Here is an 18,048-nt window from a genome sequence, read left to right on the forward strand (position 1 = left end):
TGCACTGGTCAGCCGTTCAGCCAATGTCCTTTGTCAGACGCTGCCATAAGGCGTAATACACCCGTCCGGATTTCTGCTCGCGGTGCAAGCGCCAGTTGCCCGGCAAGCCCAGGGTGGACGGGGCGGATTCGCTTTCAGTGTAGACCCAGGCATCCTCGGCCAGCCACTGACGTTCCTCGAGCAAGGCACAGACCGTCGGCAACAGGTTCTGGTTGAAAGGCGGGTCGAGAAACACCAGGTCGAAGGCCGTCGCCGGTTGGCTGTCGAGGTAGCGCAGCGCATCGGCGGTTTGCACCTGGCCAACGGTGCAGCGCAGGGTGCCCAGGTGTTCCTTCAGGCTGGAGACTGCAATATTGCTGGCGTCCAGCGCCTGGCCCATGGCGGCGCCACGGGACAGTGCCTCGAGAAACAGCGCGCCGCTGCCGGCAAACGGGTCGAGCACCTTGGCGCCAGCCACGTAAGGGGCGAGCCAGTTGAACAGGGTTTCGCGTACCCGGTCTGGGGTCGGCCGCAGGCCAGGTGCATCGGGGAAGCTGAGGCGCCTGCTGCGCCATTCGCCGCCAATGATGCGCAACTGGTTCACACCGTTATGCGCGGGCTTCTTGCTGGGATTGGATGGACGGGCCATTAGTGCTCCGGGACCCCGAGCGGCTGCTCGGCAGGTTTGTCAGTGGGGGCCGGCAACGGCTTTTGCGGCACGCTCGGGCCAGCGGTGACGATGACCATCTTGTCGGTGCTCAAGTGTTTGTTGAGCGCGGTCTTCACCTGCTCGACCGTCAGTTCCTGGGTCTGGCGCATGAAGTCCTCCAGGTAGCTCAGCGGCAGGTCATAGAAACCCATGGCGCCGAGCTGGCCGACGATGTCGGCATTGCTGGCGGTGGACAGCGGGAAGCTGCCGGCCAGCTCGCGTTTGGCGTCATCGAGTTCCTTCTGGGTGGGACCGTTCTTGAGGTAGTCGGCGAACACGTCCTGCACCAGTTTCAGGGTGCCCTCGCTCATTTCGGCGCGGGTTTGCAGGTTGATCATGAACGGGCCACGGGCTTGCATCGCCGTGAAGCCGGAGTAGACGCCATAGGTCAGGCCGCGCTTCTCGCGGACTTCCGTCATCAACCGCGTACCGAAACCGCCGCCACCAAGGATCTGGTTGCCGAGGGTAACGGCCGCATAATCCGGATCGTCGCGATCGATGCCCAGTTGCGCCAGCATCAGGTTGGTTTGCTTGGACGGGAACTCGATATGGCCGATGCTCGCCTTCGGTTCTGTCGGTGGTGGGGTTTTCGCCAGGGCCGGACCTTTGGGCAGCGCGGCGGAGACCTCGCTGGCAACCGCTTCGGCTTCGGCACGGGACAAATCCCCCACCAGCGCAATCACCGCGTTGCCGGCGGCATAGGCCTTGGCGTGGAACGCCCGGGCCTGGGCCAGGGTGATCGGCGGGATGCTGTCTGCGGTGCCATCGCTGGAGTGGGCATACGGATGTTCGCCGTACAGGCGCTTCATCAGCTCCAGGCCCGCCAGTTTGCCGGGGTTCTGCTTCTGATACTCGAAGCCGTCGAGCATCTGGTTCTTGATGCGAGCGAAGGAATCGGCGGGGAAGGTCGGTTTGCCGACGACTTCGGCGAACAGCTTCAGCGCCGGCTCACGCTTGTCCGCTGCGCTGAGGCTGCGCAGGGATGCCACGGCCATGTCCCGGTAGGCGCCGTTGCCGAAGTCCGCGCCAAGGCTTTCGAACCCTTGGGCAATGGCACTGACGTCTTTGCCGGCCACGCCTTCGTTGAGCATGGCATTGGTCAGCAGGGCGAGGCCGGGGGCGTCGCCGTCCTGGCTGCTGCCTGCGGCAAAGGTCAGGCGCAGGTCGAACATCGGCAGCTCCCGGGCTTCGACGAACAGCACCTTGGCGCCCTCGGCGGTTTTCCAGGTCTGCACGTCAAGCTGGCGTCGACTGGGCGCCTTGTCGTTCAGTTCGGCCAGGGATTGCAGTTTGCTGGTGGACTTGGCCTTGTCCAATGCCTGGCTGGCCTTGGGGGCGCTTGAAGGTACCAGGTAAAAGGCCAGGGCGCCGACCAGGGCGATCAAGACCAGGCCGATCAGCACCAGGCGCGATGATTTGCGCTCACTCATGAGCTTTCTCCTCGGGCAGGACGTGCGCAACGCTCAGGCGCGAGCGGGTGAAATACAGCTGGGCTGCCTTCTGGATATCTTGCGGGGTCACGCTTTGCAGTTCGGCGAGTTCGCTGTCCATCAGCTTCCAGGACAGCCCGACGGTTTCCAGCTGGCCGATGGCGGTGGCCTGGCTGGTGATCGAGTCGCGCTCATACACCAGGCCGGCGATGACCTGGGCGCGGACGCGTTCCAGTTCCTCGGCGGTCGGTGCGGTGGTTTTCAACTGTTCAAGCAAGCGCCACAAGCCCGCTTCGGCCTGTGCGAGGGTCTTGTTTTTCTGTGTGTTGGGCGTCGCCGACAAGGTGAACAGCGTGTCGCCGCGGGTAAAGGCGTCGTAGTTCGACGAGCCGCCGGACACCAGCTCTTCGCCGCGCTCCAGCTGGGTTGGGATCCGGCCGCTATAGCCGCCGTCCAGCAGCGCCGAGATCAGCCGCAGCGCATTGACCGAAGCCTTGTCCGTCGCGGTGGCAATGCTTGGCACATTGAAGGCCAACATCACGCTGGGCAGTTGGGTCTGCACATGCAGGGTGATCTGGCGCTCGCCGGGTTCGGCCAGCTCCAGCGGGATTTTCGCGACCGGCACCGGGCGCCGGCCAATCGGACCGAAATAACGCTGGGCCAGGGATTTGACCTCGTCTGGCGTCACGTCGCCGACTACCACCAGCGTGGCGTTGTTAGGGGTGTACCAGGACTCGTACCAGTGGCGCAGCTCCTCGACCGTCATCCGATCCAGGTCGGCCATCCAGCCGATCGTCGGCGTGTGGTAGCCGCTGGCCGGGTACGCCATGGCCTTGAAGCGTTCGAAGGCCTTGGACATCGGCTTGTCATCGGTGCGCATACGGCGCTCTTCCTTGATGACTTCGATCTCGCGGCTGAACTCTTCTGGGGGCAGGCGCAGGCTGGCCATGCGGTCGGCTTCCAGTTCGAAGGCCACGCCCAGGCGATCGCGCGCCAGCACCTGGTAGTAGGCGGTGAAGTCGTCGCTGGTGAAGGCGTTTTCTTCGGCACCGAGGTCACGCAGGATCAGCGACGCTTCGCCGGGGCCGACTTTCTCGCTGCCCTTGAACATCATGTGTTCCAGGGCATGGGACAAACCGGTCTGGCCCGGAGTTTCGTAGCTGGAACCAACCTTGTACCAGACCTGGGACACCACTACCGGCGCGCGATGGTCTTCGCGAACGACGACCTTCAGGCCGTTGTCGAGGGTAAATTCGTGGGTGGGTTGTGGATCGGCAGCCAGGGCTGAAAAAGGCAGGCAGACCGTGCCGAGCAGCAGGCCAGCGGCGCAGCGGGCAAGAGCATTCATTCGTGTTTAAACCTGTTGGGCTGCCTGCCGGGTCTTAGCCGCAGCAGGCGAGGAGGTGCTAGGATAACGGTCCGTTTTACTGGCGGCCACGCCTATCGGGTCTTTTGTCGGCCCAAGGTTGTCTGGGTTCTAGGCATTAACGGTGGGTTTTTTCGTGGATCCCCGCGTTTTCGCCGATGATGCCGTACCAGTCCTTCGAAAAAATTGACCAAGAGGTGTCCTGGCGACATTTCGACAATCTGTTGCGCGTGAACAAGCTGGATGAAACGCAGTCTGTTCAGCATCGAATATTTATCACCGAGGCGCCCTCGTGGCGCGTCGCTACCGTGAGATAGCCGTCCTCCATGTTTGGTTCCAACGACGACAAGAAGACCCCAGCTGCGGCTGGCGAGAAGAAAAGCCTGTTCGGATGGCTGCGCAAGAAGCCGCAGGAAACCGTTGCCGAACAGCCACAACCGCAGCCCGAGCCCGTTGAAGCCCCGGTGGCCGAAGAGGCCGCGCCCATTGTCCTGCCGATTGCCGAACCGGTATTGCAGCCGGCCGAGCCTGAAGCCGAGCCAGTGGTCGAGCCGGTGCTCGAGCAACCGCTGACTCCGCCCGCCGGACAGACGCCCTGGCTGACCCTGCCCGTGGCGGAAGAGCCGGTCGCGCTGGTGGAGGACGCCCAGGCGCCCCACGTCACTCCGCCAATTCCTGCCCCGACGCAACCGGAGGAAGCATCGACCGCCGTAGTCGTGCCTCCGTTACCAGAACTTGTACCAGAGCCAGAGCCAGCAGAAATCCCGGTCCCGGCCGAAGCGCCCCGGCCCATCGAAGAGAACAAAGTCGGCTTCTTTGCTCGTTTGAAGCAGGGCCTGTCCAAGACCAGCGCCAGTATCGGCGAAGGCATGGCCAGCCTGTTCCTGGGCAAGAAAGTCATCGACGATGAATTGCTGGAAGACATCGAAACCCGCCTGTTGACCGCCGATGTCGGCGTCGAGGCCACTTCCGTGATCATCCAGAGCCTGACCCAGAAGGTCGCGCGCAAACAGCTGACCGATGCCGATGCACTGTACAAATCCCTGCAAGGCGAACTGACCAACCTGCTCAAACCGGTGGAACAACCCCTGGTGGTGGCCTCGCAGAACAAGCCGTTCGTGATTTTGGTCGTCGGCGTCAACGGCGCTGGCAAGACCACCACTATCGGCAAGCTGGCGAAGAAGCTGCAGCTCGAAGGCAAGAAGGTCATGCTTGCTGCCGGCGATACCTTCCGTGCCGCCGCGGTCGAGCAACTGCAAGTGTGGGGCGAACGCAACAAGATCCCAGTGATCGCCCAGCACACCGGCGCCGATTCCGCCTCGGTGATCTTTGATGCCGTACAAGCGGCCAAGGCACGGGGCATCGATGTGCTGATCGCCGACACGGCCGGTCGCCTGCACACCAAAGACAACCTGATGGAAGAATTGAAGAAGGTGCGCCGGGTGATCGGCAAGCTCGACGCCGATGCGCCCCACGAAGTGCTGCTGGTGCTGGATGCCGGTACCGGCCAGAACGCCATCAACCAGGCCAAGCAATTCAACCAGACCGTCGAACTGACGGGGTTGGCCCTGACCAAACTCGACGGCACCGCCAAGGGCGGGGTGATTTTCGCCCTGGCCAAGCAGTTCGGCCTGCCGATTCGCTACATCGGCGTGGGCGAAGGCATCGATGACTTGCGCACCTTTGAAGCCGAGCCTTTTGTCCAGGCACTGTTTGCCGAGCGGGAGCATTCATGATTCGTTTCGAACAGGTCGGTAAACGCTATCCGAACGGCCACGTCGGCTTGCATGAGCTGAGCTTTCGGGTCCGTCGGGGCGAGTTTCTGTTTGTCACCGGCCATTCCGGCGCCGGCAAAAGCACCTTGCTGCGCCTGTTGCTGGCGATGGAGCGACCGTCCACCGGTAAACTGCTGCTGGCCGGCCAGGACCTGAGCACCATCAGCAATGCCCAGATCCCGTACCTGCGGCGGCAGATCGGCGTGGTATTCCAGAATCACCAATTGCTGTTCGACCGCACGGTGTTCAACAATGTGGCGTTGCCATTGCAGATCCTTGGCCTGTCCAAGGCCGAGATCATCAAGCGTGTGGACTCGGCGCTGGAGCGCGTGGCCCTGTCGGACAAGACCGACCTGTACCCGGGCGACCTGTCCACCGGCCAGCAGCAGCGCGTGGGCATCGCCCGCGCCATCGTCCACCGTCCGGCCTTGCTGCTGGCGGATGAACCCACCGGTAACCTCGACCCGCGACTGGCGGCAGAGATCATGGGCGTATTCGAAGACATCAACCGCCTGGGCACCAGCGTACTGATCGCCAGTCACGACCTGGCCCTGATTGCACGCATGCGTCATCGCATGCTCACCTTGCAGCGCGGTCGACTGATTGGTGACGGGGAGGCTGGTGTATGAGCGCAACTCGAAGCCCTAAAGTGGCCGAACGCGTGGCACCCAAGGCCACCGATCCGCAGCCGCCGAAAAAGAAACGCGACGATGACGACGGTCCGGATTTCGCCACGCTGCTGCATGCCTGGATCGAAAGTCATCGCGCCAGCTTGGTCGACAGCCTGCGGCGCCTGGGCAAGCAGCCCATCGGCAGTTTCTTTACCTGCATGGTGATGGCAGTGGCCTTGAGCCTGCCTATGGGCCTGTCATTACTGCTGAATAATGTCGAGCGCCTGGGCGGCTCCTGGCAGCGAGCGGCGCAGATCTCCCTGTATTTGCAACTGGATGCGACGCCAGGCGAAGGCGAGGCGCTGCGTGAGCAGATCAAGGCCATGCCGGGCGTGGCCGATGCCGAGTACGTGGGGCGTGAACAGGCGCTTGAAGAGTTTCAGCAACAATCTGGCCTGGGCGAAGCGCTCAAGGAGCTGCCGGAAAACCCGCTGCCGGGCGTGGTGCTGGTGACCCCGAACGAGGTCGACAAGCCGACCCTTGAAGCATTGAGACAAAGACTTTCCGAGTTGCCGAAGGTACAACAGGCACAACTTGATCTAGTCTGGGTCGAGCGTCTGGCGGCGATACTCAAGCTCGGCGACCGGTTTGTCTTCGGCCTGACGGTGCTGCTGGTTTCCGCATTACTTTTGGTGATAGGCAATACCATTCGTCTTCATATTGAAAACCGCCGCACCGAGATAGAAGTGATTAAACTCGTCGGCGGTACGGACAGTTATGTACGCAGGCCCTTCCTTTATATGGGGGCGCTGTATGGCTTCGGTGCCGGCATCCTGTCCTGGGGAGTTTTGGCGTTCGGCCTGGATTGGCTGAACGATGCGGTAGTGGGGCTGGCCGGTTTGTACGGCAGCGATTTCTCGCTGGCCGGTGTGCCAGTCGCCGACGGTCTGTCGCTCTTGCTTGGCGCGGTGCTGTTGGGTTATATCGGTGCATGGATTGCGGTAGCACGCCACCTGCGTGAGCTTGCTCCAAAATAGTGTTTTTTGCGCGTATTGACCTTTCAGTTTTTGTGGGAACTTGTCCTACGGTTCCCGGTCAATTTTCGCAGTGCTGAACTGCACGAGTTATGTGAGTCGGAGGTTTTTTCGTATGACCACTTCTTTGCAACCTGCTTATGCTCTAGTCCCGGGTGCAAACCTTGAGGCCTATGTGCACACGGTGAACAGCATTCCATTGCTGTCGCCCGAGCAGGAGCGTGAACTGGCCGAGAGTCTCTATTATGAGCAGGATCTTGAGGCGGCTCGGCAGATGGTGCTCGCCCACCTGCGTTTTGTCGTACATATCGCCCGCAGCTATTCCGGCTACGGGCTGGCCCAGGCCGACCTGATCCAGGAAGGCAACGTTGGCCTGATGAAAGCGGTCAAGCGTTTCAACCCGGAAATGGGTGTACGCCTGGTGTCGTTTGCGGTGCACTGGATCAAGGCGGAAATCCACGAATTCATCCTGCGCAACTGGCGCATCGTGAAAGTCGCGACCACCAAGGCCCAGCGCAAGCTGTTCTTCAACCTGCGCAGCCAGAAGAAGCGTCTGGCCTGGCTGAGCAACGAGGAAGTCCATCGCGTAGCCGAAAGCCTTGGCGTAGAGCCTCGGGAAGTGCGCGAGATGGAAAGCCGCCTGACTGGCCATGACATGGCCTTCGACCCGGCCGCGGAAGCGGACGACGACAGTGCTTTTCAATCGCCGGCCAACTACCTGGAAGACCACCGGTATGACCCGGCGCGTCAACTGGAAGACGCCGACTGGAGTGACAACTCCAACACCAACCTGCACGAAGCGCTGGAAGTGCTGGACGAGCGCAGCCGCGACATTCTCTACCAGCGCTGGCTGGCCGAGGAAAAGGCCACGCTGCACGACCTGGCGCAGAAGTACAACGTGTCGGCCGAGCGGATTCGCCAGCTTGAGAAGAGCGCGATGAACAAGCTCAAGGTGTCGATCGCTGCTTGACCTGCGATAGAGGCCACAAACAAAACGCCCCGATCAGTGATGATCGGGGCGTTTTTGTTTGTACGATGTAATCCCCTGTGGGAGCGAGCTTGCTCGCGATAGCGGTGGGTCAGCCATATTGAGTTGACTGATACACCGCCATCGCGAGCAAGCTCGCTCCCACAGGGGCCTTCAATGTTGCGGCTACTGCGCCCAGGGCGCCCGCCGCGCATGATCGAGTTCCAGCAAATAACCGTCGCCCCCCAATTGGCTCATCTGCTGGCGAATCCAGCCTGCTCGCCGCAGTACATAGGGGCTCGGTCGGCTGGCGCTCCATTTTCGCGGGTTGGGCAACACCGCGGCCAACAAGCTGGCCTGCTGCCGGGACAAGGCACCAGCACCGACACGAAAATGATGCCGCGCCGCTGCTTCCGCCCCGAACACCCCGTCGTCCCACTCGACGCTATTCAGATAGACCTCAAGGATCCGCTGCTTGGGCCAGAACACCTCGATCAGTGCGGTGAACCAAGCCTCCAGTCCCTTGCGCAGCCAACTGCGGCCCGACCACAAGAACAGGTTCTTCGACACTTGCTGGCTAAGGGTGCTGGCGCCACGAATTGAACCGCCGCGCCCGTTATGGGCGAACGCGGCCTGGATTGCGCTGATGTCGAAGCCCCAGTGCTCGGGGAATTTCTGGTCTTCGCCAGCGATCACTGCAACCTTGAGATTGTCGGAAATCTGGTCCCATGGTTGCCAGTCACGCTGCAGGTCGATGGGTTCGCCACCGAACCAGGATTCAACCTTGCGCTCGATCATCAGCGCGGTGAACGGCGGCGGCACCACGCGAAACAGCAGGACCAGCACAACACTGCCGACGGCGAACCAGAGCAGGGCTTTAACGAATCGTCGAAACAATGTACGCAGCATAGAGATGGCTTGGCCGAACCCGTCGAGCGGGCCATTATACAGACCCTGTCCACCGAGTCTGATCGGAGTTCCCATGTTGCGTAGCTTTCTGATGCTGGCGGCTTTTTTCGGCTTCACCGGCGTGGCGCTGGGTGCGTTTGCCGCCCATGGCCTGAAAAACCGTCTGAGCGCCGACTACCTGGCGATTTTCCACACCGGTGTCACCTATCAACTGGTGCATACCCTGGCGCTGCTGGGTGTCGCGCTGCTGGCCACGCACATTCCGGGTCGTATCGTTACTTGGGCCGGGATCTCATTTGTGATCGGCATTCTGCTGTTCTCGGGCAGCCTGTATTTGCTGACCCTTACAGGCATCACTAAGTTGGGCATGATCACGCCTTTGGGCGGCGTAGCCTTTCTGATCGGCTGGTTGTGCCTGGGCATCGCGGCGTGGCGCCTGCAACTTGCGGCTTGAAGCTTGTAGCTGACCAAGGGACTTGGGTCACCCAGACTGATCGGGCTAGAATGCCAGCCCCTAAAAATGATGACGGCATCCGGCATGCGCATTCAATTGAACGGCGAACCCCTTGACCTGCCCGACGGTGAAACCGTTGCGGCCCTGCTGACCCGTCTGGAACTCACCGGGCGCCGCGTCGCGGTGGAACTCAATCTGGATATCGTCCCGCGCAGCCAGCACGCCGAAACCACGTTGAACGACGGTGATTCGGTCGAAGTGGTCCACGCCATCGGCGGCGGCTAGTCGCCTCGGTTTCGCAGCATTTCGCAAGAACCTCACCCCTACAGAGGATTTCCCATGAGCATCGTTCGTAGCGACAAGCCCTTCGTCCTGGCCGGTCGTACCTACCAGTCGCGCTTGCTGGTAGGCACCGGCAAGTACCGCGACATGGAAGAGACCCGCCTGGCCATCGAAGCCTCGGGCGCCGAGATCGTGACCGTCGCCGTGCGCCGGACCAACATCGGCCAGAACCCGGGCGAGCCGAACCTGCTGGATATCCTGCCGCCGGATCGCTACACCATCCTGCCAAACACCGCCGGTTGCTTCGACGCCATCGAGGCCGTGCGCACCTGCCGCCTGGCCCGTGAGCTGCTCGATGGCCATAACCTGGTGAAGCTGGAAGTGCTGGCGGACCAGAAAACCCTGTTCCCCAACGTGATCGAAACCCTCAAGGCTGCCGAGACGCTGGTCAAGGAAGGTTTCGACGTGATGGTCTACACCAGCGATGACCCGATCATCGCCCGGCAACTGGCGGAAATCGGCTGCATCGCGGTCATGCCGCTGGCCGGCCTGATCGGCACCGGCCTGGGGATCTGCAACCCGTACAACCTGCAGATCATCCTCGAAGAAGCCAAGATTCCGGTGTTGGTGGATGCCGGTGTCGGTACCGCCTCCGACGCCACCATCGCCATGGAGCTGGGCTGCGAAGCGGTGCTGATGAACTCGGCCATCGCCCATGCCCAGCAACCGATCCTGATGGCCGAAGCCATGAAGCACGCCATCGTTGCCGGTCGCCTGGCCTACCTGGCCGGCCGCATGCCGAAAAAACTCTACGCCAGCGCGTCCTCGCCGCTGGATGGTCTGATCAAGTAAGAGCCATTGATGACTGAATCGAACGACACGCCTGTCCTCCCGGAAGAAGGCGAAGAGCGCCAGCACCGCCGCATCAAGAGTTTTGTGATGCGCGCCGGGCGCATGACTGAAGGCCAGCAACGCGGCCTGGAGCAGGGCGCCCCGCTTTACGTCCTGCCCCTGGCCGATGCGCCGGTGGATTTTGACCAGGTCTTCGGCCGCTCGGCCCCGCGCTCGCTGGAAATCGGCTTCGGCATGGGCCATTCGTTGCTGGAAATGGCCGCCGCTTCGCCGGAGCAGGACTTCATTGGCGTGGAAGTGCACCGCCCGGGCGTCGGAGCATTGCTCAACGGCGTGCTGACCCAAGGCCTGACCAACCTGCGGGTCTACGATTGCGACGCCATCGAAGTGCTCAACCGTTGCGTGGCCGATAACAGCCTCGACCGGCTGATGCTGTTTTTCCCGGATCCGTGGCATAAAAGTCGTCACCACAAGCGCCGGATTGTTCAGGCGTCGTTCGCTGAGCTGGTGCGCAGCAAGTTGAAGGTTGGCGGTGTGCTGCACATGGCCACCGACTGGGAGCCTTACGCCGAGTACATGCTGGAAGTGATGAACGTCGCCCCGGGTTATCGCAACCTGGCCGAAGACGGCAAGTGCGTACCGCGCCCGGCCGAACGGCCGATCACCAAGTTCGAACGCCGTGGCGAACGGCTTGGGCATGGAGTTTGGGATTTGAAGTTCGAGAAGTTGGCGTAAACACCAGAAGACCCATGGTGAAATGAGACCCCCTGTGGGAGCGAGCTTGCTCGCGATGAGGGCATGACATTCAACATCAATGTTGACTGTTACACCGCCATCGCGAGCAAGCTCGCTCCCACAGTTGTTTTTGGTTGTGGCTGGCTCAGCGGCGATCCGCCACCACCCCGATTAATACCAATACGACTAACAACACCGGCGCCAGGCTGTAGTTATTGAACTGGCTCAAGCCCCGGACGATCCACGGCGTGGCGTAGATCAGCGCGGCGCCGCTGCCGATCATGCACAGCAGGGCAATCAGCGGGACGCGCAACGCGCCGGCGATGCTGCCCAGGCGTTGTTCGACCCAGCCCTTGATGTCGGCACCAAACAGCACCAGCAGGCAGCCTACCAATGCCAGGGAGATTTCCGACAGGTTGCTGCGGCTCCAGCGGGACACGGTGGCGAGCAGGTCGAGTACCAGATCCATTCGATTTCCTTGTATTGATCAGCTCAGAAATTTCTGCAGCAAGTCGTTGAGAAACAGCTGTCCGCGCTCGGTCGCCGCCAGACGTGACGGTTCGACCTGCAACAACCCACTTTGTTCGGCCTCGCGCCGGCCTTCGGCGAGGCTCTCCAGGGGCAGGCCGGTGCGCTCCGGGTACAGCCGCGCTTCCACACCTGCGGTCAGGCGCAGGGCATTCATCAGGAACTCGAACGGCAGCTCCTCGTTGGCCAGGGTTTTCTCACCCGCCTGGAAGCTTTTGGCCGGGTTCAGGTAGTCCTTGGGCAAGCGTGTCTTCCAGGTGCGCACGATGCGCCCGTCCGGATGGCTGAGCTTGCCGTGGGCCCCGGCGCCGATGCCGATGAAGTCGCCGAAGCTCCAATAGTTGAGGTTGTGCCGCGCCGCCCGGCCGGGCTGGGCATACGCCGAGACTTCGTACTGGGCGTAGCCGTGCTCGGCCAGCAATGTCTGCCCGGCTTCCTGGATGTCCCACAGCGTGTCGTCTTCCGGCAACGTCGGCGGCTGGTTCCAGAACACGGTGTTCGGCTCCAGCGTCAGCTGATACCAGGACAAATGAGTGGGCTTCAGCGCAATGGCCTGGCGCAGGTCGCTCAACGCATCTTCGAGGGACTGGTCGGGCAAGCCGTGCATCAGGTCGAGGTTGAAGTTATCGAACCCGGCCTGGCGGGCCATGCCAGCGGCGCGCACCGCCTCGTCACCGTTGTGGATCCGGCCCAGTGCTTCGAGCTTGGCCTGCTGGAAACTCTGGATGCCAATGGACAGGCGATTGATGCCCAGCGCCCGGTAGGCGACGAACTTCTCTTGCTCAAACGTGCCCGGGTTGGCTTCCAGGGTGATTTCAATGTCCGGCGCGAAGGGGATGCGTGCCTCGACACCTTGAAGCAACCGCCCCAAGGCTTTGGCGCTGAAAAGGCTTGGCGTACCACCGCCGAAAAATATCGAACTCAGTTCACGACCATGAACCGCATGTAGATCCTGATCGAGGTCGGCCAGCAGGGCGTCGACATATTCTTCTTCCGGCAACTGCGGACTGGCGGTGTGGGAGTTGAAGTCGCAATACGGACATTTGCGCACGCACCACGGGATATGTATGTACAACGCCAAGGGCGGCAGCGCCGGCAGCGGCGCTCGAGGGGTTTGTGCGCCGCCGTGGATCAGCGGTGCGGGGGCGTCGGTGGTCATTGCAGGCCCAGGCGCTGGCGCAGCAGGGCCATGGCGCGGGCGCGGTGGCTCAGTTGGTTCTTTTCCACGGGGCCCAGCTCGGCGCTGGAGCAATTGCGCTCAGGTACCCAGAACAATGGGTCGTAGCCGAAACCGTGCTCGCCGCTGGCCTCGGTCAGAATACGTCCTTGCCACAAGCCTTCGCAGAGGATCGGCAACGGATCGTCGGCATGGCGTACCAGGGCGAGCACACATACGAACTGCGCACCGCGCTCGGCTTCAGGAACGTCCTTGAGGGCTTCGAGCAGCTTGGCGTTGTTCGCCGCGTCACCCTTGCCATCGGCGTAACGGGCCGAATAGATGCCCGGCGCGCCGCCGAGGAAGTCCACCGCCAGGCCGGAGTCGTCGGCCAGCGCCGGCAGGCCGGAAATGCGCGCGGCGTTGCGGGCCTTGAGAATGGCGTTTTCGACGAACGACAGGCCGGTCTCTTCCGGTTCCACCTGGCTGAACTCGCCGATCGAGCGCAATTGCACCGACCCGCCGAGCATGGCCTGGAGTTCCTTGAGTTTGCCGGCGTTGTGGCTGGCCAGCACGAGTTGGGTGAGCTTGATCATTGGCCCGGGAACAGTTCCTGGTTGAAGTTGAGGGTGTTGATCTTGTCGCCGATTTGCACCTTGATTTCAAAGGTGCGGGTTTCCTGCTGCTCCACCGGGTATTGGGCGACGTAGTAAATCGCGCCTGGCTCGGTGATCTGGCGGAAGCTGAGCGGGACCGTCTTGCTGGTCAGGTCCTTGACCGTGCCGCTGACCTGGGCGATCAGCGGCTTGCCTTCCTTGATCACCGAGACATTGATCACGCCCTGGTTCTTGCTGCGGATCAGTTCGGCGCCCTTGGCGATGTCGGGCGTGAGGAAGGTGGAGTTGAACGTGTTGTAGTGCACGGTGACGTCACCGAACACTTCCTTGCGCTCGCCCTTGATGACATCGGCGGCCATGACGCCGACGCTCAGGCAGGCGGTGATGAGAAACAACCCTAGACGTTTCATGTCGTGCTCCTGGAAAGGTCGGCGTTTACACCGCGACCTGATGATCGGCGAGGCCTGGGCTGCTGACCCGATAGATGCCTATCTCACCTAACAGATTAGGCCAAAGCTTGCTCGCCCACCCGTGGCGGTGTTGCTGGTCTACCGCCAATCGATCGATAACCTTGGCTTCACGCTCGCGGCACAACTCCTCGAAGTCTTCGAAGGTACAGAAGTGAATGTTCGGCGTGTTGTACCAGGTGTAGGGCAGGAATTCCGAGACCGGCATCCGTCCCTTGCTCGCCAGATACCAACGGCAGCGCCAATGGCCGAAGTTGGGGAAGGTAATGATGCACTGGCGCCCGACCCGCAGCATTTCGTCGAGGATCTTGTCCGGGTAGTGCACGGCTTGCAGGGCCTGGGTCATGACCACGATGTCGAAGCTGTTGCTGGCGAAGTTGCCCAGGCCCTTATCCAGGTCCTGCTCGATGACGTTGATGCCTTTGGCCACGCACTCGGCAATGTTGTCCGGGTCGTTTTCCAGGCCGTAGCCGCTGACCTGCTTGTTGTCCCGCAGCCAAGTCAGCAATTCGCCGTTGCCGCAGCCCAGGTCGAGCACGCGGCTGCCGGCGGGGATCCATTCCTGGATGATGTCCAGATCGGCTCTCATGGCGTCCTCACAGCGTAATACGGTTCATGTAGTTTCCGAACGCCTGCAGGTAGCGCGGGATCGGAATCAAAAAGGCGTCGTGGCCCTGGGGCGCGTCGATTTCCAGGTAGCAGACGTCCTTGCGCGCGGCCATCAGCGCGTCCACCAGCTCTCGGGAGCGGGCCGGGGAGAAGCGCCAGTCGGTGGTGAACGACATCACGCAGAACTTGGCCGTGGCGTTGGCAAAGGTTTTCGCCAGGTTGTCGTCGAAGTTCGCCGCCGGATCGAAGTAGTCCAGCGCCTTGGTCATCAGCAGGTAGGTGTTGGCGTCGAAGCGTCCGGAGAACTCTTCACCTTGGTAGCGCAGATAGCTCTCGACCTGGAACTCGACGCTGTGGAAGTCGTAGTTGAGCTTCTCGCTCTTGAGGCCACGGCCGAATTTCTCGCCCATGGAATCGTCGGAAAGGTAGGTGATGTGCCCGACCATTCGCGCCAGCATCAGCCCGCGCTTGGGGATCACGCCGTGTTCCTGGAACGAACCGCCGTGGAATTCGGGGTCGGTGAGGATCGCCTGGCGCGCCACTTCGTTGAAGGCGATGTTCTGCGCCGACAGCTTGGGTGCCGAGGCGATTGCCAGGCAGTGGCGCACGCGGTCCGGGTAGGTGATGGTCCATTGCAAGGCTTGCATGCCGCCCAGGCTGCCGCCGATCACCGCTGCCCACTGGTCGATGCCGAGGCGGTCGGCCAGGCGCGCCTGGCTGTGCACCCAGTCTTCCACGGTCAACACAGGGAAATCGGCGCCGAAGGGCTTGCCGGTGTCCGGGTTGAGGCTGCTGGGGCCGGTGGAGCCGTTGCAACCGCCGAGGTTGTTCAGGCTGACGACGAAGAATTTGTTGGTGTCGATGGGCTTGCCGGGGCCGATGCAACTGTCCCACCAGCCGGGCTTGCGATCATCGACGCTGTGGTAGCCAGCGGCGTGATGATGCCCCGACAAGGCGTGGCAGATCAGCACGGCATTGCTCGCCGTGGCATTGAGGGTGCCGTAGGTTTCGTAGATCAGGGCATAGGCTGGCAACGAACGGCCGCAGGCCAGGGCCAGGGGCTCGCTGAAATGCGCCATTTGCGGCGTCACCAGACCAACGGAATCGGGGGGAAAGGCAGCTGGCATCGACCCTGCTCGCGTTGAAATGAGGCGTAAGTCTAAAGACCGCTGGGGCGGGCGGCAAGCAAACGGCGGCGCTGATTGGCCGCCGCTTTACCCGTGGCGAGGGAGCTTGCTCCCGCTGGGGCGCGAAGCGGCCCCCGTAGGAGCTGTCGAGTGCAACGAGGCTGCGATCTTCCCACTGCCCATTGAGTCGTGAGCGAAAGATCAAGATCAAAAGATCGCAGGCTTCGCCAGCTCCTACAGAGCCCAGCGGGAGCAAGCTCCCTCGCCACAGGAAAAGTTGCAGGGTGCTTTAGATCAGCACCCGCAAAATTTCCGGCATCATCGTCATCGCCGCCAAATTGTTGATCACCAGCATGTCGAGCAGCTTGAGGACCATGAACGCCAGGATCGGCGAGATATCCAGGCCGCCGAGGTTCGGCACGATGCGACGGAACGGCGCCAGGGCCGGCTCGCAGATCTGGTTCACCAGTTCGGCGCCCGGGTTGTGGCTGCCCGGTGCGACCCAGGACAGGATCACGCTAATGATCAGGGCGAAGAAGAATATCTTCAGGAACAGCGCGGTGACGCCGATGATCGACCAGATGAGCAGTTGCAGCGGGTTGCCGGTGGTGCCGTAGGTCAACAGCAGGGTCAACGCCATCAGTGCCAACTGCACCAGGATCGCCAGCACCAATGAGGACATGTCCAGGCCGAACAGGCTCGGGATGATCCGGCGCAACGGCTTGAGCAGCGGCTGGGTGGCCTTGACCACGAACTGACACAGCGGGTTGTAGAAGTTGGCGCGCACCAGTTGCAGCACGAAGCGCATCAGCACGATCAGCAGGTACAGGCTGCCGAGGGTTTGCAGGACGTAGACCGCTGCAGTGTTCAATCCAATCATGAATGGCTCCTTATTGGCCCAGTTGTTCGGCCATCTCGGCCGAGCGGTGCGCGGCGGCGCCGAGTGCTTTTTCCACCAGGGCTTCGAAGCCCCCGGCCTGGAACGATTTGATGGCCGCTTCGGTGGTGCCGGCCGGGGAAGTCACACGACGGCGCAGTTCGGCTGCATCGACGTCGCTGGACACCGCCATGTGGGCGGCGCCGAGGGCGGTTTGCAAGGTCAGCTGGGCGGCGGTCTCGCGGGGCAGGCCGAGCTTCTCGCCGGCGGCGGTCATGGCCTCGATCAGCAGGAAGAAATACGCCGGGCCCGAGCCGGAGACGGCGGTGACAGCGTCCAGTTGCTGCTCGCTGTCCAGCCACAGCGCCAGGCCAACGGCCGAAAGCAGTTCTTCGGCCTGCTGGCGCTGTTCGGCGCTCACTTGGCCGGTTGCATACAGGCCGCTGACACCCTGGCGCAGCAGGGCCGGAGTGTTGGGCATGCAGCGCACGATCGGCTGGGCGCCAAGCCAGTTGTTCATGCTCGCGCAGGTAATGCCCGCGGCGATCGACACCACCAGTTGATGAGGCTTGAGACTCGGGCGAAGGGCTTCGCAGACGACCTTCATCGCTTGCGGCTTGACCGCCAGCACGATGACGTCCACGCCGTCGATGGCCTGGGCGTTGTCGGCGAAGGTTTCGATGCCGTGCTCGGCGCTGACCCGCTTGCGGGTCTCTTCACCCGGATCGCTGGCGCGAATCATGGATGCGTCCAGGCCCTTGGCCCGCAGGCCGCCGATCAGGCTGGCGGCCATGTTGCCGGCGCCGATAAAGGCAATACGCGTGTTGCTCATGACAGGTCCTTATAAAGAGATGAATGGGATCAGCTGGGTGATTGGCCGTAGTCGCGAGCGCCAAACAATGCAGTACCGATGCGAACCCAGGTGGCGCCTTGGGCAATGGCGGATTCGAGGTCATGGCTCATGCCCATGGACAACGTATCCAGGGGCAGGTCCAGGCTGGCTTGCAGGCGCTGGACGGCCGCAAACGCCGCATCCTGCTCGGCGCGAGCATCGGTCGGTTCGGGAATGGCCATCAACCCGCGCAACGTGAGGCGCGGCAAGGCGGTGATGGCCTTGGCGAGGGCAGGCAGGTCCGTCGGTGTGCAACCGGATTTACTGGCTTCGCCACTGACGTTGACCTGGATGCAGATGTTCAGCGGCGGCAGCTCGGCCGGGCGCTGCTCGGAAAGGCGTTGGGCAATTTTCAGGCGATCCACGGAGTGCACCCAGTCGAAATGTTCGGCGATAGCGCGCGTCTTGTTCGATTGAATGGGGCCGATGAAGTGCCAGATCAAGGGCAGGTCGGTCAGTTCAGCCTGCTTGCCGAGCGCTTCTTGCAGGTAGTTTTCGCCGAAGTCCCTGAGGCCGGCGGCATAGGCTTCGCGCAGTGCCTGGGCGGGCTTGGTCTTGCTCACTGCCAGCAGTTGGACGCTGCCTGCGGCACGCTGGGCGGCTTGCTCCGCCGCATGGATGCGCGATCTAACCTGAGCAATGTTGTCTGCTATCGTGGTCATAAAGAAAGGC

The 18,048-nt window shown here is 62.2% G+C and carries 21 protein-coding genes; 8 read left to right on the forward strand and 13 right to left on the reverse strand.

Going from position 1 to position 18,048, the window contains the following annotated elements; translation table 11 throughout:
• Positions 1–16: 16 nt before the first annotated feature.
• The 3 genes from rsmD to FHK92_RS11495 are packed head-to-tail and all read right to left on the reverse strand — an operon-like array spanning position 17 to position 3,466.
• A complete protein-coding gene (gene rsmD, locus FHK92_RS11485; RefSeq protein ID WP_181288173.1) occupies positions 17–628 on the reverse strand; it encodes a 16S rRNA (guanine(966)-N(2))-methyltransferase RsmD in 612 nt (203 codons plus the stop codon).
• Positions 628–2,118: a M16 family metallopeptidase gene (locus FHK92_RS11490; protein WP_181288174.1), complete on the reverse strand. Its 1,491-nt coding sequence runs from the start codon at positions 2,116–2,118 to the stop codon at positions 628–630. Before FHK92_RS11490 ends, rsmD begins: the two co-directional genes overlap by 1 nt.
• Positions 2,111–3,466 carry a M16 family metallopeptidase gene (locus tag FHK92_RS11495; RefSeq protein WP_181288175.1) on the reverse strand — a complete coding sequence of 452 codons (1,356 nt, stop codon included), beginning with the start codon at positions 3,464–3,466 and terminating at the stop codon, positions 2,111–2,113. Before FHK92_RS11495 ends, FHK92_RS11490 begins: the two co-directional genes overlap by 8 nt.
• Positions 3,467–3,810: 344 nt before the next feature.
• Between FHK92_RS11495 and ftsY the strand changes: the two genes are divergently transcribed.
• The 4 genes from ftsY to rpoH all read left to right on the forward strand — a co-directional run bounded on the left by ftsY (position 3,811) and on the right by rpoH (position 7,874).
• Positions 3,811–5,220, forward strand: coding sequence for a signal recognition particle-docking protein FtsY (gene ftsY, locus FHK92_RS11500; RefSeq protein WP_181288176.1), 1,410 nt, complete (start codon positions 3,811–3,813; stop codon positions 5,218–5,220).
• Entirely contained in the window at positions 5,217–5,888 is a 672-nt protein-coding gene (ftsE, locus tag FHK92_RS11505; protein ID WP_003177474.1) for a cell division ATP-binding protein FtsE, read from the forward strand. The genes ftsY and ftsE overlap by 4 nt, the downstream gene beginning before the upstream one ends.
• On the forward strand, positions 5,885–6,907 hold the full coding sequence (ftsX, locus tag FHK92_RS11510; protein ID WP_181288177.1) for a permease-like cell division protein FtsX: 1,023 nt from the start codon (positions 5,885–5,887) through the stop codon (positions 6,905–6,907). Before ftsE ends, ftsX begins: the two co-directional genes overlap by 4 nt.
• A 112-nt stretch (positions 6,908–7,019) precedes the next feature.
• Positions 7,020–7,874, forward strand: coding sequence for an RNA polymerase sigma factor RpoH (gene rpoH / locus FHK92_RS11515; protein WP_030137921.1), 855 nt, complete (start codon positions 7,020–7,022; stop codon positions 7,872–7,874).
• Positions 7,875–8,057: 183 nt separating this feature from the next.
• Here the strand turns inward: rpoH and mtgA are convergent, their stop codons facing one another.
• Positions 8,058–8,780: a monofunctional biosynthetic peptidoglycan transglycosylase gene (gene mtgA / locus FHK92_RS11520; protein ID WP_181288178.1), complete on the reverse strand. Its 723-nt coding sequence runs from the start codon at positions 8,778–8,780 to the stop codon at positions 8,058–8,060.
• Positions 8,781–8,853: 73 nt separating this feature from the next.
• On the opposite strand from mtgA, the gene FHK92_RS11525 reads away from it, so the two are divergent.
• From FHK92_RS11525 to trmB, 4 genes are all read left to right on the forward strand, one after another.
• Positions 8,854–9,234 carry a DUF423 domain-containing protein gene (locus FHK92_RS11525; RefSeq protein ID WP_181288179.1) on the forward strand — a complete coding sequence of 127 codons (381 nt, stop codon included), beginning with the start codon at positions 8,854–8,856 and terminating at the stop codon, positions 9,232–9,234.
• Between the two features lie 84 nt (positions 9,235–9,318).
• Positions 9,319–9,519: a sulfur carrier protein ThiS gene (gene thiS / locus FHK92_RS11530; RefSeq protein ID WP_018609493.1), complete on the forward strand. Its 201-nt coding sequence runs from the start codon at positions 9,319–9,321 to the stop codon at positions 9,517–9,519.
• Between the two features lie 54 nt (positions 9,520–9,573).
• Positions 9,574–10,368 (forward strand): thiazole synthase, encoded by a 795-nt coding sequence (locus tag FHK92_RS11535; RefSeq protein WP_003177480.1) that lies wholly within the window; start codon positions 9,574–9,576, stop codon positions 10,366–10,368.
• Positions 10,369–10,377: 9 nt separating this feature from the next.
• Entirely contained in the window at positions 10,378–11,103 is a 726-nt protein-coding gene (gene trmB, locus FHK92_RS11540) for a tRNA (guanosine(46)-N7)-methyltransferase TrmB (RefSeq protein WP_181288180.1), read from the forward strand.
• Positions 11,104–11,248: 145 nt separating this feature from the next.
• On the opposite strand, the gene FHK92_RS11545 is transcribed toward trmB, so the two are convergent.
• The 9 genes from FHK92_RS11545 to FHK92_RS11585 form a co-directional block, all read right to left on the reverse strand.
• Positions 11,249–11,572, reverse strand: coding sequence for a DUF3392 domain-containing protein (locus FHK92_RS11545; RefSeq protein WP_014340681.1), 324 nt, complete (start codon positions 11,570–11,572; stop codon positions 11,249–11,251).
• Between the two features lie 18 nt (positions 11,573–11,590).
• Positions 11,591–12,790 (reverse strand): radical SAM family heme chaperone HemW, encoded by a 1,200-nt coding sequence (hemW, locus tag FHK92_RS11550; RefSeq protein ID WP_258232645.1) that lies wholly within the window; start codon positions 12,788–12,790, stop codon positions 11,591–11,593.
• Positions 12,787–13,383: an RdgB/HAM1 family non-canonical purine NTP pyrophosphatase gene (gene rdgB, locus FHK92_RS11555; RefSeq protein WP_181288181.1), complete on the reverse strand. Its 597-nt coding sequence runs from the start codon at positions 13,381–13,383 to the stop codon at positions 12,787–12,789. The genes hemW and rdgB overlap by 4 nt, the downstream gene beginning before the upstream one ends.
• Positions 13,380–13,814 (reverse strand): DUF4426 domain-containing protein, encoded by a 435-nt coding sequence (locus tag FHK92_RS11560; protein ID WP_181288182.1) that lies wholly within the window; start codon positions 13,812–13,814, stop codon positions 13,380–13,382. Before FHK92_RS11560 ends, rdgB begins: the two co-directional genes overlap by 4 nt.
• Before the next feature lie 25 nt (positions 13,815–13,839).
• A complete protein-coding gene (gene metW / locus FHK92_RS11565) occupies positions 13,840–14,460 on the reverse strand; it encodes a methionine biosynthesis protein MetW (RefSeq protein WP_181288183.1) in 621 nt (206 codons plus the stop codon).
• A gap of 7 nt (positions 14,461–14,467) precedes the next feature.
• Complete coding sequence (gene metX / locus FHK92_RS11570) at positions 14,468–15,607, reverse strand: homoserine O-succinyltransferase MetX (RefSeq protein WP_181288184.1); 1,140 nt, start codon at positions 15,605–15,607, stop codon at positions 14,468–14,470.
• A gap of 289 nt (positions 15,608–15,896) precedes the next feature.
• Positions 15,897–16,487 carry a YggT family protein gene (locus FHK92_RS11575; protein ID WP_030137912.1) on the reverse strand — a complete coding sequence of 197 codons (591 nt, stop codon included), beginning with the start codon at positions 16,485–16,487 and terminating at the stop codon, positions 15,897–15,899.
• Between the two features lie 10 nt (positions 16,488–16,497).
• Positions 16,498–17,316, reverse strand: coding sequence for a pyrroline-5-carboxylate reductase (gene proC, locus FHK92_RS11580; protein WP_181288185.1), 819 nt, complete (start codon positions 17,314–17,316; stop codon positions 16,498–16,500).
• A gap of 29 nt (positions 17,317–17,345) precedes the next feature.
• The gene (locus FHK92_RS11585; protein ID WP_181288186.1) at positions 17,346–18,038 is read right to left on the reverse strand and encodes a YggS family pyridoxal phosphate-dependent enzyme; all 693 of its coding nucleotides are present in this window, start codon (positions 18,036–18,038) and stop codon (positions 17,346–17,348) included.
• Positions 18,039–18,048: the final 10 nt, after the last annotated feature.

Source organism: Pseudomonas brassicacearum subsp. neoaurantiaca (genome assembly GCF_013608025.1).
Taxonomy (GTDB): Bacteria; Pseudomonadota; Gammaproteobacteria; order Pseudomonadales; family Pseudomonadaceae; genus Aquipseudomonas.

What these genes read in the sequence shown, in the direction of transcription:
- rsmD (WP_181288173.1), bottom strand. Translation starts at nt 628, where the DNA reads ATGGCCCGTCCATCCAATCCCAGCAAGAAGCCCGCGCATAACGGTGTG.
- FHK92_RS11490 (WP_181288174.1), bottom strand. Translation starts at nt 2,118, where the DNA reads ATGAGTGAGCGCAAATCATCGCGCCTGGTGCTGATCGGCCTGGTCTTG.
- FHK92_RS11495 (WP_181288175.1), bottom strand. Translation starts at nt 3,466, where the DNA reads ATGAATGCTCTTGCCCGCTGCGCCGCTGGCCTGCTGCTCGGCACGGTC.
- ftsY (WP_181288176.1), top strand. Translation starts at nt 3,811, where the DNA reads ATGTTTGGTTCCAACGACGACAAGAAGACCCCAGCTGCGGCTGGCGAG.
- ftsE (WP_003177474.1), top strand. Translation starts at nt 5,217, where the DNA reads ATGATTCGTTTCGAACAGGTCGGTAAACGCTATCCGAACGGCCACGTC.
- ftsX (WP_181288177.1), top strand. Translation starts at nt 5,885, where the DNA reads ATGAGCGCAACTCGAAGCCCTAAAGTGGCCGAACGCGTGGCACCCAAG.
- rpoH (WP_030137921.1), top strand. Translation starts at nt 7,020, where the DNA reads ATGACCACTTCTTTGCAACCTGCTTATGCTCTAGTCCCGGGTGCAAAC.
- mtgA (WP_181288178.1), bottom strand. Translation starts at nt 8,780, where the DNA reads ATGCTGCGTACATTGTTTCGACGATTCGTTAAAGCCCTGCTCTGGTTC.
- FHK92_RS11525 (WP_181288179.1), top strand. Translation starts at nt 8,854, where the DNA reads ATGTTGCGTAGCTTTCTGATGCTGGCGGCTTTTTTCGGCTTCACCGGC.
- thiS (WP_018609493.1), top strand. Translation starts at nt 9,319, where the DNA reads ATGCGCATTCAATTGAACGGCGAACCCCTTGACCTGCCCGACGGTGAA.
- FHK92_RS11535 (WP_003177480.1), top strand. Translation starts at nt 9,574, where the DNA reads ATGAGCATCGTTCGTAGCGACAAGCCCTTCGTCCTGGCCGGTCGTACC.
- trmB (WP_181288180.1), top strand. Translation starts at nt 10,378, where the DNA reads ATGACTGAATCGAACGACACGCCTGTCCTCCCGGAAGAAGGCGAAGAG.
- FHK92_RS11545 (WP_014340681.1), bottom strand. Translation starts at nt 11,572, where the DNA reads ATGGATCTGGTACTCGACCTGCTCGCCACCGTGTCCCGCTGGAGCCGC.
- hemW (WP_258232645.1), bottom strand. Translation starts at nt 12,790, where the DNA reads ATGACCACCGACGCCCCCGCACCGCTGATCCACGGCGGCGCACAAACC.
- rdgB (WP_181288181.1), bottom strand. Translation starts at nt 13,383, where the DNA reads ATGATCAAGCTCACCCAACTCGTGCTGGCCAGCCACAACGCCGGCAAA.
- FHK92_RS11560 (WP_181288182.1), bottom strand. Translation starts at nt 13,814, where the DNA reads ATGAAACGTCTAGGGTTGTTTCTCATCACCGCCTGCCTGAGCGTCGGC.
- metW (WP_181288183.1), bottom strand. Translation starts at nt 14,460, where the DNA reads ATGAGAGCCGATCTGGACATCATCCAGGAATGGATCCCCGCCGGCAGC.
- metX (WP_181288184.1), bottom strand. Translation starts at nt 15,607, where the DNA reads ATGCCAGCTGCCTTTCCCCCCGATTCCGTTGGTCTGGTGACGCCGCAA.
- FHK92_RS11575 (WP_030137912.1), bottom strand. Translation starts at nt 16,487, where the DNA reads ATGATTGGATTGAACACTGCAGCGGTCTACGTCCTGCAAACCCTCGGC.
- proC (WP_181288185.1), bottom strand. Translation starts at nt 17,316, where the DNA reads ATGAGCAACACGCGTATTGCCTTTATCGGCGCCGGCAACATGGCCGCC.
- FHK92_RS11585 (WP_181288186.1), bottom strand. Translation starts at nt 18,038, where the DNA reads ATGACCACGATAGCAGACAACATTGCTCAGGTTAGATCGCGCATCCAT.